Source organism: Buttiauxella sp. (assembly GCF_049686335.1).
In the GTDB taxonomy this organism is placed as follows: Bacteria; Pseudomonadota; Gammaproteobacteria; order Enterobacterales; family Enterobacteriaceae; genus Buttiauxella.
In genome coordinates, this window is record NZ_JBAVHX010000034.1 from 175,405 (window position 1) to 190,839 (window position 15,435).

At 52.6% G+C, this 15,435-nt stretch carries 12 protein-coding genes; 5 read left to right on the forward strand and 7 right to left on the reverse strand.

Annotation, left to right across the window (positions count from 1 at the left end):
- Positions 1-176: 176 nt before the first annotated feature.
- On the forward strand, positions 177-1,514 hold the full coding sequence (gene dsdX, locus WBL83_RS20685) for a D-serine transporter DsdX (RefSeq protein ID WP_424590886.1): 1,338 nt from the start codon (positions 177-179) through the stop codon (positions 1,512-1,514).
- 18 nt (positions 1,515-1,532) lie between these two features.
- Positions 1,533-2,876, forward strand: a complete 1,344-nt coding sequence (dsdA, locus tag WBL83_RS20690) for a D-serine ammonia-lyase (protein WP_424590887.1) — start codon at positions 1,533-1,535, stop codon at positions 2,874-2,876.
- A 214-nt stretch (positions 2,877-3,090) separates the two neighbouring features.
- On the opposite strand, the gene WBL83_RS20695 is transcribed toward dsdA, so the two are convergent.
- Both WBL83_RS20695 and WBL83_RS20700 read right to left on the reverse strand, forming a co-directional pair.
- Positions 3,091-4,413 (reverse strand): 6-phospho-alpha-glucosidase, encoded by a 1,323-nt coding sequence (locus tag WBL83_RS20695; protein WP_424590888.1) that lies wholly within the window; start codon positions 4,411-4,413, stop codon positions 3,091-3,093.
- A complete protein-coding gene (locus WBL83_RS20700; RefSeq protein ID WP_424590889.1) occupies positions 4,410-6,017 on the reverse strand; it encodes an alpha-glucoside-specific PTS transporter subunit IIBC in 1,608 nt (535 codons plus the stop codon). The genes WBL83_RS20695 and WBL83_RS20700 overlap by 4 nt, the downstream gene beginning before the upstream one ends.
- Positions 6,018-6,314: 297 nt before the next feature.
- On the opposite strand from WBL83_RS20700, the gene WBL83_RS20705 reads away from it, so the two are divergent.
- Positions 6,315-7,022, forward strand: a complete 708-nt coding sequence (locus WBL83_RS20705; protein ID WP_424590890.1) for a GntR family transcriptional regulator — start codon at positions 6,315-6,317, stop codon at positions 7,020-7,022.
- 19 nt (positions 7,023-7,041) lie between these two features.
- On the opposite strand, the gene WBL83_RS20710 is transcribed toward WBL83_RS20705, so the two are convergent.
- The 3 genes from WBL83_RS20710 to ibpA all read right to left on the reverse strand — a co-directional run bounded on the left by WBL83_RS20710 (position 7,042) and on the right by ibpA (position 9,826).
- On the reverse strand, positions 7,042-8,697 hold the full coding sequence (locus WBL83_RS20710) for a putative transporter (protein WP_424590891.1): 1,656 nt from the start codon (positions 8,695-8,697) through the stop codon (positions 7,042-7,044).
- Positions 8,698-8,821: 124 nt separating this feature from the next.
- Positions 8,822-9,250, reverse strand: coding sequence for a small heat shock chaperone IbpB (gene ibpB, locus WBL83_RS20715; RefSeq protein WP_424590892.1), 429 nt, complete (start codon positions 9,248-9,250; stop codon positions 8,822-8,824).
- Between the two features lie 162 nt (positions 9,251-9,412).
- On the reverse strand, positions 9,413-9,826 hold the full coding sequence (gene ibpA, locus WBL83_RS20720; RefSeq protein WP_424590893.1) for a small heat shock chaperone IbpA: 414 nt from the start codon (positions 9,824-9,826) through the stop codon (positions 9,413-9,415).
- Between the two features lie 319 nt (positions 9,827-10,145).
- Between ibpA and WBL83_RS20725 the strand changes: the two genes are divergently transcribed.
- On the forward strand, positions 10,146-10,466 hold the full coding sequence (locus tag WBL83_RS20725; RefSeq protein ID WP_424590894.1) for a YceK/YidQ family lipoprotein: 321 nt from the start codon (positions 10,146-10,148) through the stop codon (positions 10,464-10,466).
- Here the strand turns inward: WBL83_RS20725 and WBL83_RS20730 are convergent, their stop codons facing one another.
- Positions 10,467-11,732, reverse strand: coding sequence for a DUF3748 domain-containing protein (locus WBL83_RS20730; RefSeq protein ID WP_424590907.1), 1,266 nt, complete (start codon positions 11,730-11,732; stop codon positions 10,467-10,469).
- 63 nt (positions 11,733-11,795) lie between these two features.
- Complete coding sequence (gene yidA / locus WBL83_RS20735) at positions 11,796-12,614, reverse strand: sugar-phosphatase (RefSeq protein ID WP_424590895.1); 819 nt, start codon at positions 12,612-12,614, stop codon at positions 11,796-11,798.
- Between the two features lie 277 nt (positions 12,615-12,891).
- Here yidA and WBL83_RS20740 point away from each other — a divergent pair.
- On the forward strand, positions 12,892-15,435 hold a 2,544-nt coding region (locus WBL83_RS20740; protein WP_424590896.1), incomplete at its 3' end, for a DUF6531 domain-containing protein.

A 15,435-nucleotide genomic window follows, 5' to 3' on the forward strand; every position in this document is an offset into this window, starting at 1 on the left:
GAAAACGTCGTTTTAAGATGCGAAAAACCGAACCAAAGTCAAAATTACATGCCACTTTTCAACCTGAATCACTCTTTTGGGTCAATCTGGCTCATGTGAACTGCCATTTATATCGTTTGTCAGCCAGGCGCAATTTTTGTCCAATGGCGGCAGATAAATCGCAGAACGAGGTGGGTATGGAATCTCAGATGTGGGTAGTGGGAACGCTGCTTAGCAGCATCATTTTAATCGTCTTTACCATCGTCAAACTGAAGTTTCACCCTTTCCTTGCCTTACTTCTGGCGAGTTTTTTTGTCGGCACCATGATGAGCATGAGCCCGCTGGATATGGTGAATGCTATCGAAAATGGCATCGGCAGTACCCTGGGCTTCCTCGCGGCAGTCATCGGCCTTGGCACTATTCTTGGCAAAATGATGGAAGTGTCTGGCGGGGCTGAACGCATTGGCCTGGCTTTGCAGCGTTGTCGCTGGTTATCTGCCGATGTCATTATGGTTTTGGTGGGGTTGATTTGCGGCATCACGCTGTTCGTCGAAGTAGGCGTAGTACTGCTGATCCCTCTGGCATTTTCTATCGCCAAAAAGACCAACACCTCGCTGCTGAAACTGGCTATTCCTTTATGTACTGCTTTAATGGCGGTGCACTGCGTGGTTCCGCCGCATCCGGCAGCGATGTTTGTTACCAACAAATTGGGCGCAGATGTCGGGACGGTGATTGTGTATGGTTTACTGGTGGGCTTAACCGCATCGTTAGTTGGCGGGCCGTTGTTCCTGAAAATTGTCGGCAATCGCCTGCCATTTAAAAGCGTACCTGCTGAGTTTTCAGACCTGAAAGTCCGTAAAGAGGAAACGCTGCCATCGTTAGGCGCGACTCTGTTTACCATATTGCTGCCGATTGGCCTGATGCTGGTCAAAACCCTCGCCGAGCTGAATATGGCGAAAGGTGGGACGCTGTATACGCTGCTGGAGTTTATCGGCAACCCAATAACAGCGATGTTTATTGCGGTGTTCGTTGCCTATTACGTTCTCGGATTGCGTCAGCATATCGGCATGGGCCAGCTGTTAACCCATACGGAAAATGGCTTTGGATCTATCGCCAACATTTTACTGATTATCGGTGCGGGCGGGGCGTTTAACGCCATCCTGAAAACCAGTGGTCTTGCGGATTCTCTGGCAGTGTTGCTCTCCAGTTTGCATATGCACCCGATTCTGCTGGCGTGGTTGGTAGCACTGATTCTGCATGCCGCCGTAGGTTCAGCGACGGTCGCGATGATGGGAGCAACCGCGATTGTGGCACCGATGCTGCCGCTCTATCCCAACGTCAGCCCGGAAATTATTACCATTGCTATCGGCTCCGGCGCGATTGGCTGCACCATCGTCACAGATTCATTGTTCTGGCTGGTGAAGCAATATTGCGGCGCAACGCTTAACGAAACTTTTAAATACTATACAACGGCGACATTTATCGCCTCTCTGCTCGCACTGGGCGCGACGTTCCTGCTTTCCTTTATCATCTAAGCGCAAAGAGATTGTCTTATGAAAAACGCTGAAATAAACACCTTAACTCAACAATTTCCGTTGGTTAGCGATTTAATCGCCCTGAAAGAAACCTGTTGGTTTAACCCGGAAACGACAACACTCGCCGAGGGCTTACCTTACGTTGGCCTGACAAGTGAAGATGTGCAGGATGCCCATGATCGCCTGACACGTTTCGCACCTTATCTGGCACAGGCGTTTCCAGAAACAGCAGCGACCAACGGGATTATCGAGTCAGAGCTGGTCGCGATCCCGGCCATGCAAAAGCGCCTGGAAACAGAGTTTAAGCAAAAAATCGGTGGTCAGTTGTGGCTTAAAAAAGACAGCCATCTGCCCATTTCAGGTTCGATTAAAGCCCGTGGCGGGATCTATGAAGTCCTGACTCATGCCGAAAAACTGGCGATTGAAGCGGGTTTACTGACGACCGAAGATGACTATCGCAAGTTACTGACACCTGAATTCAAAGACTTCTTTAGCCAGTACAGCATCGCCGTAGGTTCGACCGGCAACCTGGGTTTATCCATCGGGATTATGAGTGCGCGCATTGGATTTAATGTCACCGTACATATGTCTGCTGATGCCCGCGCCTGGAAAAAAGCCAAACTGCGCAGCCATGGCGTCACGGTTGTGGAATATGAGCAGGATTACGGCGTCGCCGTAGAACAGGGCCGTAAAGCGGCCGAATCCGACCCTAACTGTTTCTTTATCGACGACGAGAACTCCCGCACCCTGTTCCTCGGCTATTCGGTTGCCGGCCAGCGCCTGAAAGATCAGTTTGCACAGCAAGGGCGTGTTGTTGATGAGCAGCATCCGCTGTTTGTTTACCTGCCGTGCGGCGTCGGCGGTGGTCCTGGCGGGGTCGCATTTGGTCTGAAAATGGCATTCGGCGATAACGTTCACTGCCTGTTTGCTGAGCCAACTCACTCGCCTTGCATGCTGCTGGGGGTTTACACCGGGCTGCATGATGAAATTTCGGTGCAAGATTTGGGCATTGATAATGTTACCGCGGCCGATGGTCTGGCGGTGGGGCGTGCATCCGGATTTGTTGGGCGTGCAATGCAACGACTGCTGGATGGTTTTTATACTCTCGAAGATCAAACGATGTATACGCTGCTCGGCTGGCTGGCAGAAGAAGAGAACATTCGCCTTGAGCCTTCTGCTCTGGCCGGTATGCCTGGCCCGCTGCATGTGAGCGCCGATGCGGCTTATCATCAGTTGCACGGTTTCACGGCTGAACAACTGCAAAACGCCACGCATATCGTTTGGGCGACGGGCGGCGGCATGGTGCCAGAAGTTGAGATGGCGCAGTATCTGGCGAAAGCGAAGTCATTACGGCTGTCATAAGCCCGCCCTCACCCCGGCCCTCTGCCCCGGGAGAGGGAAAAAACCGAACAGTTCCCTCTGCCCCGGGAGAGGGAGAAAACCGAACAGTTCCCTCTGCCCCGGGAGAGGGAAAAAACCGAACAATTCCCTCTGCCCCAGGAGAGGGAGAAAACCGAACAGTTCCCTCTCCCTGTGGGAGAGGGTTAGGGTGAGGGCGCACCACCATCAACAGAACTTATTTCAGTTCAGGCCAGTACGCTTTGTTCGCCTCAATCAAATCATCAAGAATCGCTTTGGCAACCGAAGCGCTCGGCACGGTTTTAGACAGCGTAATCGCCTGCCATAACTTCAGATATGAACGCTCTTCCCACGCTTCTACCACCAGTTTTTCAACCGCCACCTGCTGGCTCATCAAGCCTTTCTGGAACTGTGGAATATTGCCAACCACCAGCGGCTCTGGACCGTTTTTCCCCACCAGACAGGGGATTTCCACCATCGCTTCCGGGTCAAAGTTATTAATCGCACCGTTGTTTGGCACAATCAGCAGCATCCGTTCCTGAGTGTTAAAGGCGATTGCCGTCGCCAAATCGACGATGTACGACGCATGTTCGTCAATCTCCAGCTCTCCTGCTGATGATTTCCCTGCCTGGATGATGGCATGACACGAGCCAAAAACATGTTTTTCACGGTGTTCCATCACTTCGTTGGCACGGGTGTGTTGCGGATTAGAGTGTTTAACCACGTAATCCGGGAACAGATAATATTTCAGATAGGTATTCGGCAATGTGTGCGGATCCAGCGCGCAGACATCTTTTGCTTTCACAAAGGTGTCATTCCAACTGGCTTCTGTAGCCTCATCTTCGGCGGGGGGAACATAGCCAAATTTCGCGACATGTTCGCGGATTTTAGGCATTAAATCGTTGCCATTTTTATCTTCGATAGATGTCCACCAGCCGAAGTGGTTCAGCCCGTAGTAACGTGTGCACATCTCTTTGCGATCTTTCAGACCAGCAATCTGCGCCATGCGACTTTCAATGCCGATTGGCATATCGCAAATGTTGAGGATCTTCGCGTTCGGGCGCAGTCGGCGCGTCGCTTCTGCCACAATCGCTGCCGGGTTGGAATAGTTAAGCATCCACGCGTTTGGCGAATATTTTTCCATGAAATCAACCAGCTCTAATACCCCACCGATGGAGCGCATGCCGTAGGCAATCCCGCCCGGCCCGCAGGTTTCCTGACCCAGGACACCATGGCGCAGTGGGATTTTCTCGTCTTTTTCACGCATCGGGTATTTGCCCACGCGAATGTGCGCCATCACGAAGTCCACATCGGTAAAGGCTTCTTTCGGGTCAGTGGTGTAGCTGAATTCAATATCTGGCGCCTGCTCTTTGAGGATAACTTTGCAGGCTTCGGCGATGGTTTCCTGACGTGCGCCATCATTGTCATAGAACTTTAACGCGCGCAGCGGGAAACGATGCTGGTTTGCCAGTAACATCAATACGATACCAGGCGTAAATGTGCTGCCGCCGCCGGCTACTACTACAGAGAATTTTTTCATGATACTGCCTCCGTCATGGATTTAAGTTCGGTCGAAGAAATGTCTTTCATCAGGGTTTCAATCTGGTCCCGGACTTGCGGGACGTTCAGACCCACAATCACCTGAATAGCGTTGCCGCGTCGCACCACTCCGTGGGCACCCAGCGCCTTAAAACTGTCGTCGCTTTCAGTGAGCGACATATCGTGAAGCGTTATCCGTAAGCGGGTGGCACAGTTATTCACGCTCTCAATATTTTGCGTCCCTCCCAGCGCCTGCAAAAAGCCCGCCGCCTGGCTCGTTCCGGCCAACGGTTTACTGTTGCGTGCCGCTTTAAAGTCGTCTTTTGAATAGAGTTTGATTTCGCTCTCTTCGCGGCCAGGCGTTTTGAAGTTGAAACGCAAAATCAGGGTACGGAAAACGAAGAAGTAGATAGCCGTGAAAATAAGGCCGATGCCGATTTGCGTCAGGATCATCCAGTAGTGGTTATGGAACAGCGGGATCCAGACCTGCGGAATCATGGTGTCTATCAGACCGCCTCCCATATTCCCGACCACGCCACACATATACATCACCGTGGCCATGGTTGCGGCGAGCAGCGAATGAATGACAAACAACACCGGTGAAATGAATAAGAAGGTGAATTCCAGCGGCTCGGTTATCCCAACCAGCATGGCGGTGAGCACCGCCGGAACCAGCAGTCCCGCGACTTTTTTGCGATTTTCAGGCGCAGCGGTGTAATACAGCGCGAGGGCAATTCCGGGGGCGGCGAATATTTTGGAATTACCAAACAAACCAAATCCCCCTTCCGGGAACAACGTTTTTAGTGGCACGGTTGTCTGGCTATATTCCAGCAGGTGGTTTGCCCAATAAATCTGGATCCCCCCTTCAACCGCCGCCGGACCAAACATAAATGGGCCATATACAAAGTGGTGCAAACCCGTTGGAATAAGAATACGTTCGAGGAAAATATAAACCCAGACACCCAGTGCACCCGCGCTACGCAAAAATGCCTGCAATGATTCAATTCCCATCTGTACTTTTGGCCAACCCAACAATGTTAGCCATGCACAAGGAATCATCACTAAAAAAGCGATAATCACAACAAATGATGTTCCCTGAAAAACGCCTAAAAAGACCGGTAACGTTTTATCAAAATAACGATTGTGTAATGCCGTCACGATACCTGAAATAGCAATGGCGCCAATAATACTGGTGTCGAGTGTTTTTATTCCTGCCATTAATGTCAAACCACTTCCGGCAACAGGATCAACTGAAAAATCTACGCCGAAATAATTACCCCAGGTCATTCCCATCGCATTAATAAAATAATTCCATGTCAGGAAACTCACCATGACCGCAAGACAAGCGCGACCCTGAGCCTGTTTTGCCAGGCCAATGGGTAAGCCGACGGCAAAAATCAGCGGCATATTACGGAATACCGTCCAGCCGCCCTCTTCAACAATATGAACGATTTGCGCGAATAAACTCTCTGGGTCTGTTAATGCTTCACCTACAAACATCGGGTTGCGCAGCATAATAGCAATCCCAACAATAATACCGGCAAAGGGAAAGAGTAAAACCGGCGTAAACATGGCACCACCAAAGCGTTGTATTTGACTGAGCATTTTCCATCCTCACAGAACAAGCAGTAGGGTAAGTTATTTTATTTATCTTTAATTACAGCCTGTGAGGATAATATGGACGACCTACAACAAACACATGACATTACGGGATGAACTGTGAGCGTGTTCATTGTTTTACTTTGGTTAAAGTTATCTACTTTCAGGGATAAAACTAGACATCATTGTTATTCATTCAGCTATTAATACATTGCTCTGGATACAGCCCTTTGAATTAGCTGTTCTTGAACGTTTCAATAACAGTGTCTATTTGTGTATGACTGGAAAATAAGAGGTATACGGGTGATCTACAAATCCATCGCCGATAGGTTACGCATCCAGCTAAATTCAGCTGATTACAATATTGGTAGCCCTCTGCCTTCTGAAGTTAAGCTGGCAAATGAGTTTGACGTATCACGCATGACGGTTCGTAAAGCGATCGATTTGCTGGTGAATTGGGGTCTGGTCGTGCGGCGTCACGGCAGCGGAACCTATGTCGTGAAGAAAGATGTGCATCAGGAAACGATGAATCTGACCGGACTGGTTGAAGTCATGCGCGAGCAAGGCAAAGAGGTGGTCAGCGAGGTGCTGGAGTTTAACGTGATGCCCGCGCCACCCGCTATTGCTTGCCAACTGCGCATAAAAATAGATGAACAGATTTATTACTCGCGCCGGGTGCGCTACGTAGACGGAAAGTCGTTGATGGTAGAAGACAGCTATATGCCGTTGAAATTTTTCCGCAATTTGTCAGTGGCACATCTGGAAGGTTCGAAATTTAGTTATATAGAGGATGAGTGCCAGATCATCGTGTGTGGAAACTACGAAAGCCTGACGCCGGTACTGGCCGACAGGCAGATGGCGAAGTTGCTCAACATCGACGAGCTGACTCCCATTCTGCGCATCACATCGCTGTCATACAGCGACAGCGGTGACTATGTGAATTACTCCGTAATGTTCCGCAATGCCAGCGAATACCAGGTGGATTACCATTTACGGCGGGTACATGTGTAGCCGCTGGCATAATTCATCCTCACATCCAGAACAGCACTGCCAGCAGCTGCGGCGTAATGATGCGCAGGAACATCACCAGCGGATACACCGTGGCGTATGAGAGTGCCGCGGCTCCACTGGTTGCGTGCAAGCCGTTGGCAAAAGCCAGTGCTGGCGGATCGGTCATTGAACCTGCCAGCATGCCGCACAGCGTCAGATAATTCATTTTGGCGAGCAATCTGGCGATGAGAGCTGTCACCAGCAACGGAATGCCCGTAATGAGAATGCCGTAACCAATCCAGCTGACACCGTCGCCATGCAGCAAAGTACTGACAAAATCCCCGCCCGATTTCAGACCGACCACCGCAAGAAACAGCACAATCCCCAGCTCGCGCAACGCGAGGTTGGCGCTCGGTGGCATAAACCAGTACAGCGTGCCAATACTGCCAATGCGCCCAAGAATGATCGCCATGATAAGCGGCCCACCCGCAAGCCCAAGGCGCAGTGCAACAGGGAAGCCCGGAATGAATAGCGGGATAGAACCCAATAAAACACCGAGCCCAATACCAATAAAGACGGGCAGCATTTGTACTTGCTGGAGTTTTTGCTGGGCGTTGCCCACTTCCGCCGCCACCGCTTCTATCGATTCCGGACGGCCCACCAGATTGAGGATATCGCCAAATTGCAGGCTGGCATTGCTACTTGCCACCAGCTCAATGCCCGCACGATTGAGGCGCGATATCACCACGTCGTACTTCTGCTTAAGATGTAGGTCGCGGATTTTCTTACCCAGAACTTTCTCGTTGGTCACCACCACACGTTCCACACGCAAGTCGGTTCCGCGTGTCGAAAGGGAGGTATCCACTTGCTGGCCGATAACCAGTAACGCGCAATGCAGATCTTTTTCCTGCCCCACCAGGTGCAATAAGTCTCCGGTTTGAATCACCGTGCCGGGTGCGGGAACCATCAGTAATTCTCCGCGTTTCAACCGCGAACAAATGATGGTATCGCTATTCAGAACCGGCACATCCTGAATCGGTAAGCCGTTGAGGTTGGGGTTGGCGACACAGATATTCATGGTCTGTAGCAGGGCGTGACTTTGCCCTGAACTGCTATCATAGCGCTTCGCTTCTTGATCGACGTTAACGCGAAAAAGCATGCGAGTTAGCCACATGGTCATCAGGATCCCGCAAATGCCGAACGGATACGCCATCGCATAACTCATCCCCATTTTATCCACCATTTCGGCAGGGGTGCCAAGGTCGGTCAGGATTTGCTGGCCTGCGCCCAACGCCGGGGTGTTGGTCACCGCACCGGAGAAAACACCCAGCACGACGGGAAGCGGGACATCGAAGATTTTATGAATAATCGCTGTGACCAGTCCACCGAGCACCACAATAAGCAAGGCAAAGAGATTGAGGCGTAAACCGGACACGCGTAAAGAGGAGAAGAAGCCTGGACCGACTTGAATCCCGATGGTGTAAACGAAGAGGATCAGACCAAATTCCTGAATGAAATGAAGCATGTCACCATTCAGGTGTATCCCGGCCTTATTGACGAAGTGGCCGACGATAATACCGCCGAATAGCACTCCGCCAATGCCAAATCCGATGCCGCGAATTTTGATGTTGCCTATCCACAGGCCAACCACCGCGACCAATGCCAACATACTGACAGTTAACGCTATTTCACTCATCGCAGAATTCCCTGTGAATAACATCATTGTTATCAGGGATTCTGGCAGAGAGAGGCGGGAGTTAATGGGGTACAGAGCACAAAAAAGGCCCCATAAAATGGGGCCTTGAAGGCAGTCGATGCGATTAGCTATTCAGCGCCGGACGCTCGCTAATGGCAATGCGTTTCGGTGCAACTTCTTCGGGTATTTCACGTACCAGGTCGATGTGTAGCAGACCGTTGGTAAATGTCGCACCGGATACTTTCATGTATTGCGCAAGGGTGAAGCTCAGGCTAAACGGCTGAGTCACCAACCCTTGATGCAGCCAGGTGGTCTCTTTTTCTGGTTTGACCGGCGTGCCTTTTACAAGCAGACGCGTGCCTTCCAGCTCAATCTCCAGATCTTCCTGGCGGAAACCGGCCAGCGCCAGCGTGATGCGATAGTGGTTATCATCGCCTTTTTCAATGTTGTAAGGCGGGAATGTCTGCCCTTCGCTGCCGGTTTGTAAGGCATGAGCCATTTTGTCAAAACCGATCCATTGACGCAGCAGAGGTGATAAATCGTAGTTACGCATAAGTATTCTCCTTCTTTGAAGCGAGTTTTACCCATCGCCCTTCAAGATGCAGGGTTGTTGGCTGCATCATGAAGTCGCTCGGGTATTAGCCTTCGGCTCCCTATCGGCAAGCCTGGGTCTGGTAAAGTTTTTGGTGTGGGCCGCTTAATGCGACCCGCAGAATTAATTGATTTCGATGCGGCGCGGTTTCATCGCTTCTGGGATCACGCGTTCCAGGTCGATGTACAGCAGGCCGTTCACCAGGTTAGCGCCACGGATGTGGATGTTTTCTGCTAACTGGAATTTGCGTTCGAAGTTGCGCTCGGCAATCCCCTGATAGAGATAAGTGCGTTCTGGTTGTGAGTCTGCGTGCGCGCCTTTGACAACGAGCAGGTTATCCTGGGCAGTAATTTCCAGCTCGCTTTCTGCGAAACCGGCCACTGCAATTGCAATGCGATAGTTGTTTTCGTCAACCAATTCAACATTGTATGGAGGATAGCCGCCATTGCTCTGGCTTTGGTTGTTTTCCAGCAGGTTAAACAGACGGTCAAAACCAATAGCAGAACGATAAAGCGGGGATAAATCGAAATTACGCATAAATTAATACTCCTGACAATCAGCGAGAATCAAACATTGCCTTCCATCATGGACAGGCTTCAGTAACTGAGTACCCTTACGGCGTACTCTTAATTAACTACGTTAATAAAATCGGTCCTGTTTCTCACTTTTCAAGGCTACAAAAGTAAATTTTTTGCGGCTTCTGTTGTCTGCACATAGACTGATTGCAGAGTAAACCAGAATTATCTGCGATAAACGCCACAGAGTAGTAAGTGCAGTTTTTTTATTCTCTGCATGGGTGATATAAACCTCTGCGACCAGGCCAGTACAGGCCCTTTACGACGAAAAAATTATAGTGATGATGAAAAGTTATCTTCCAACAATCATTCTCGGTAGTGGATTACTGACAGCCAGTGGATGCTCAAGTGTCATGACTCATACGGGTGGGCAAGAAGGGACGTATCCTGGCACCCGCGCAAGCTACCAAATGCTGACAGATAGCGAGACAAGCTGGGGATACAAACCTTTTGTCGCACTCGATATGCCATTTACGGCGGTGGCAGATACAGTATTGATACCCTGGGATTTGTACCGTTCTGACAAATCCCTGAAATCTAAAGTCGAAGCTAGCGAGAGCGAGAATCTGGCCACCAATTCTGTGATCCCGCCAGTTCAGTAATTACAGGCCTGTTTCCGTCATAAACAGTTGGCGGGATCCGCCGACATCCTGCATCCAGGCAATGTGTTTTCCATCAGGCGAAAACACCACAGCATCCGCTGAAGGCGCGTCACTCACAGGCTGCGTGAGCGGTGTGATTGCCCCGTTTTTCACATCCACCAAAACAATCTGATTGTTCTGCACAAAGCCCAGCGCTTGCCCATTCGGATGCCAGTTAAATGCTGACTGAATATCGTGATGCCCATGGGTCAACTGACGTGGCTCCCCGCCATTCGGTGAAAGCAAAAACATTTGCACCACACCCGCATCGTCGCGCATCAAAAACGCCAGCAAACTGCCATCCGGCGAGCTGCGCACCCAATGACGTGGCTGTGACGTTAAGCCTGGATAACGACGTTGATGGGTAAAGGTGAGACGCCGTTGCTGCACTTGCGCAGGCGGCGCTGGCAATGTGGTTTGCGTACCTTCGACAGGCTCAGCACCGGCCTCGAAGTAAGCCTGTTTGTTATCGGGCAAATCGACGATAAACAGCTCAGGCACTTTATTGCCGCTGGCAGAAAGTGTGTCACCGATAAACACCAACGCCCAGCGCTGTTGGCTGCCATCAGGCTTGCGATACCCATGACTTCCCACCCAACCTTCTTCATAAGCACGGTTAATCTCGTCACTTTCAGGCTGAGGATTGGGCGTCGTGCGGCTGACCAGCAGACAATAATGGCTGCCATCATATTCACGAGGATGTTGTTTGGTTGGGGTTACCGGGCCAAAGGGCAGTGCGATACCCACATTGCGCAAATCTTGCGCCGCATCGTATTCATGCATGACGTGGTCGTTATACGTGAAGCTAAGGCGCGAACCGTCAGGGCTCCAGACGTGAACATGGCTGCCACCGCGTAACGCGCCGGGGGTGAATGGCGGGGTAATATCCATTGCATCAAGATTGCTTGCGACGCCATTTTCAACCACCACACCGCGACGGTGATGAAAATCGTACTGCCAGGTTTCATCAGGATTTTCGGGGCCGTGGATAAAGACATAACGTTCAGGCGGTTGCGGATTCACTGTCACTACGCCCACATGCGCACCGTGTGAAGCGCGATACACCACTTCCACTTCGCCGGTATGAACATTTACGCGCTCAATGGTTTCGCTGGTAAACGAGGCACCAGATGGACGCACGTCAAACACCAGGTATTGGCTATCTGGTGTCCAGGTATGGGTGTTGGTCAGTTGGTGGTGACGAGAGGCAAAGGTGAGTTGTTTGATCATGGTTTTACCCTGAAGCGATGGACGCCTCAGGGTAAATCATTGGTGGTGTTTATCCCACCGTTACTGGTCGTTCAGTACAAACTTCTCAATCGCGTAGGCAACGCCATCTTCAAGGTTTGATTTTGTGACGAAGTTACTGACTTCTTTCACTTTATCGATGGCGTTATCCATCGCCACACCGATACCCGCATATTCAAGCATCGCAATATCGTTTTCCTGATCGCCCAGCGTCATCACTTCTTCTTGTTTGATGCCAAGTGATTCCGCCAGCGCTTTCACGCCAGTGCCTTTATTGACGCGCTTATCGAGGATTTCGAGGAAATATGGGGAGCTTTTCAGCAGCGTATAACGCTCACGCACTTCGTCTGGAATTTTGGTAATCGCTTTATCCAGAATCGCAGGCTCGTCGATCATCATCACTTTCAGGTATGCACCGTTTTTATCCATATTTTCTGGCTCGCAGAACACCAGCGGGATATTGGCGACAAAGGATTCATGAACGGTGTAGTAGCTAATGTCGCGGTTCGCGGTGTAAAGCGTGTAGCGATCCAGGGCATGGAAGTGGGAACCGACTTCACGGGAAAGCTGCTCAAGGAAGCGGTAGTCATCGTAATTCAGTGCAGTTTGCGCCACGGTGCTGCCGTCATTCGCTTTCTGCACCAACGCGCCGTTGTAGGTGATGCAGTAATCGTTCGGCTTATCCATATGCAGCTCTTTGAGATAGCTCTCAACACCTGCAAAAGGGCGTCCGGTACACAAAACAACGTTAACACCACGTTCGCGCGCACTGGCGATAGCGGCTTTAACGGCTGGAGAAATGGTGTGGTCAGGCAGCAGCAATGTGCCGTCCATATCAATAGCAATCAGTTTTATAGGCATAGGATTTTCTGAGGTAATGAGTTTATCCCATGCTAACGCGATTAAGCTCGCAAAAATAGCGTGCACTGATAAGCAGATATTCCTCCCTCAAAATTTAGGTTTATTAAAGATAATGTCTGAATACTTAATCTGCACATATTGCTATTCATGACATACATCACAGATATGTTTTCACTCGTTCGTCAATACTAAATAAACAATTGATTTATAATGCAAATATAACCAGATACGTTATACAGAAAATCAATAACCCAGCCACAATGAAAAGGATTTCACCATGCCAGGAATGCCTGCTGCGCGTCAGGGTGACGCCACCTTAATCGGCGGCCCGGTTATTCAGGGCTCTTTGGGTGTCATGATTGGCGCGCCCACCGGTGTGGCCTGTTCGGTCTGTCCCGGAGGCGTGGCCGTGGGTAACCCCGTCAACCCGGTACTCGGGGCCAAGGTGCTGCCCGGCGAAACCGATGTTGCCCTGCCCGCGCCGCTGCCGTTTGTCCTCACCCGCAGTTACACCAGCTACCGCACCGGGACGCCGCCGCCGGTCGGAACCTTCGGCCCCGGCTGGCAGTCGGCGATGGATATCCGTCTGCAGCTCCGTGCTGATGAACTGATCCTCAATGACAACGGCGGGCGCAGTATTCATTTCGATGTGCTGGCACCGGGGGCGATTGCGTACAGCCCGACCGAAAAACTCTGGCTCGCCCGCGGCGGGGTGGACAGGCAACCGGATAATCATCGCCTGTGCTCGCTATGGCAGGCCCTGCCCTCTGATGTACGTCTCAGCCCGCATACCTATTTTGTCGCAAATGACGCCACCGGGCCGTGGTGGATACTGGAAGCATTTCAGCTCCCGGTTAAGCCGGAAGACGTGCTGCCGCGCCCGCTGCCGCCGTTCCGCGTGCTCTCCGGTCTGGTGGACCGCTTCGGAAACACCCTGCGTTATCAGCGCGACGCCGACGGCGAGTTTGCCGGCCAGGTGACGGGTGTGACCGACAGCGCCGGTCGCCGGTTCCGGCTTGAGCTGGTCACTCTGCCGGATGCGGGTATCCGCCTGGCGGCGGTCTGGCTGGCGCGCGATACGGGATTTCCAGAACTGCCGTCCGCGCCGCTGGCCCGTTATGAGTACAGCCCGCGCGGTGAGCTGGCGGCGGTGTATGACCGGGCGGGGGTGAAAGTGCGTGATTTTGAGTGGCATCTGCAACACGCCGGCCTGATGACCGCCCATCAGCACACCGGACGTCCTGCCAGCCGCTATGTGTATGATGACACGCTGCGGGTGATTTCCCAGACCAACCCCGGCGGGCTGAGTTACCACTTTCTCTACACCGACCACAAAACCGTGGTCACCGACAGCCTCGGGCGTGTGACGGTTTACCATCTGGCCGGCGAAAAAGGTCTGAAGCGGGTGGTAAAACTCGGACAGCCTGACGGCAGTGAAATCTCCAGCGAATTTGACGGTCACGGACGGTTAGTCAGCCAGACCGATACCGCCGGGCGTAAAACCGACTACCAGCCAGATGTGGTGAGCGGCAACCTGCTGGCCATCTGGCACCCGGACGGCGCCGTCAGCCGCTTTGATTACAACGCCCGGAATCAGCTCATCAGCAGCACCGCCCCCGACGGCAGTCGCACAGCCCGGGAATATGACAACGTCGGGCGAATGACGGCGCAAACCGATGCCATGGGCCACACCCGCCGCTGGCATTATACGGATGAGAAAAGCGCACACCCATCCGCAACCGAAGATGCGGCGGGGGGACGCCAGCAGCTGGAGTGGAATGAGCACGGTCTGCTCATCTCCCGCACCGACTGCTCCGGTTACAAAACGCAGTACCGCTATAACCGCGACGGCCAGGTCACGGAGGTGATGGGGGAAGAAGGTCTCACCACCCGTTACGCATACGACGCCCGCGGGCGAGTGACGGCCCGCGAAGACAACACCGGCGCCCGCACCACCCGCCAGTACAATGACGCCGGGGATGTCATCCTTATTACTGCGCCCGACGGCAGCCAGACCACTCAGCGATACGACGCGCGGGGTAATCCGGTGGCGCAGACCGCCGGTGGACTCACCCGCCAGGCAGAATTTGACGCCGCTGACCGGATTATCAGTCTGATAAATGAAAACGATGCACGCACACAGTTCCGCTATGACGTGATGGACCGCCTGGTGCACGAAACCGGGTTTGACGGGCGCGAGCATCTTTATCAGTACAGCCAGGGCGGTCAGCTGGTGCGCAGCGAAGACGCCGGGCTGGTCACCCGCTGGCACTATGACGACAACGGCAGGCTCATCCGCCGTGAGCGCCCGCCGCTGCCCGACGGCACGCCCGATGAAATGCTCATCAGCCATGACGAGGCCGGACGCCTCAGTGAAATGGCCCACCGCAGTGAAAACCACCTGGTCAGCGTGCGGTGGCAGTACAACCGCAACGGCCGCGTGACGGCAGAGCACCAGATTATTCACAATGCGCAGGGGGAAAAGCTCTGGCAGCACAGCGTCAGCCGGGAGTACGACCCTCGCGGTTTTGAGTCGGCCGTCACCTGCGACGGCCTGCCGGAAATCCGCTGGCAGACCTACGGTCCGGGCCATCTGCTGGGGGTGAAACTGGGCGATGAACACCTGCTCGAACTGACCCGTGACCGCCTGCACCGGGAAACCACCCGCCAGTTCGGTGCGTGGCAGTCTGCCCTCCGCTACACCGCCCGCGGGCAGCTGGCACAACAGTCCGTCAGCGCAAACTATCCGGCCCTGAACCGCGACTACCGGTACAGCTCAGCAGGTTTACTGACCGGTATTCACACCGGCCACGGCGAACAG

Bases quoted from the DNA above. Each gene is read 5' to 3' on its own strand.
- dsdX (WP_424590886.1), top strand. From the start codon at position 177: ATGGAATCTCAGATGTGGGTAGTGGGAACGCTGCTTAGCAGCATCATT.
- dsdA (WP_424590887.1), top strand. From the start codon at position 1,533: ATGAAAAACGCTGAAATAAACACCTTAACTCAACAATTTCCGTTGGTT.
- WBL83_RS20695 (WP_424590888.1), bottom strand. From the start codon at position 4,413: ATGAAAAAATTCTCTGTAGTAGTAGCCGGCGGCGGCAGCACATTTACG.
- WBL83_RS20700 (WP_424590889.1), bottom strand. From the start codon at position 6,017: ATGCTCAGTCAAATACAACGCTTTGGTGGTGCCATGTTTACGCCGGTT.
- WBL83_RS20710 (WP_424590891.1), bottom strand. From the start codon at position 8,697: ATGAGTGAAATAGCGTTAACTGTCAGTATGTTGGCATTGGTCGCGGTG.
- ibpB (WP_424590892.1), bottom strand. From the start codon at position 9,250: ATGCGTAACTACGATTTATCACCTCTGCTGCGTCAATGGATCGGTTTT.
- ibpA (WP_424590893.1), bottom strand. From the start codon at position 9,826: ATGCGTAATTTCGATTTATCCCCGCTTTATCGTTCTGCTATTGGTTTT.
- WBL83_RS20725 (WP_424590894.1), top strand. From the start codon at position 10,146: ATGATGAAAAGTTATCTTCCAACAATCATTCTCGGTAGTGGATTACTG.
- yidA (WP_424590895.1), bottom strand. From the start codon at position 12,614: ATGCCTATAAAACTGATTGCTATTGATATGGACGGCACATTGCTGCTG.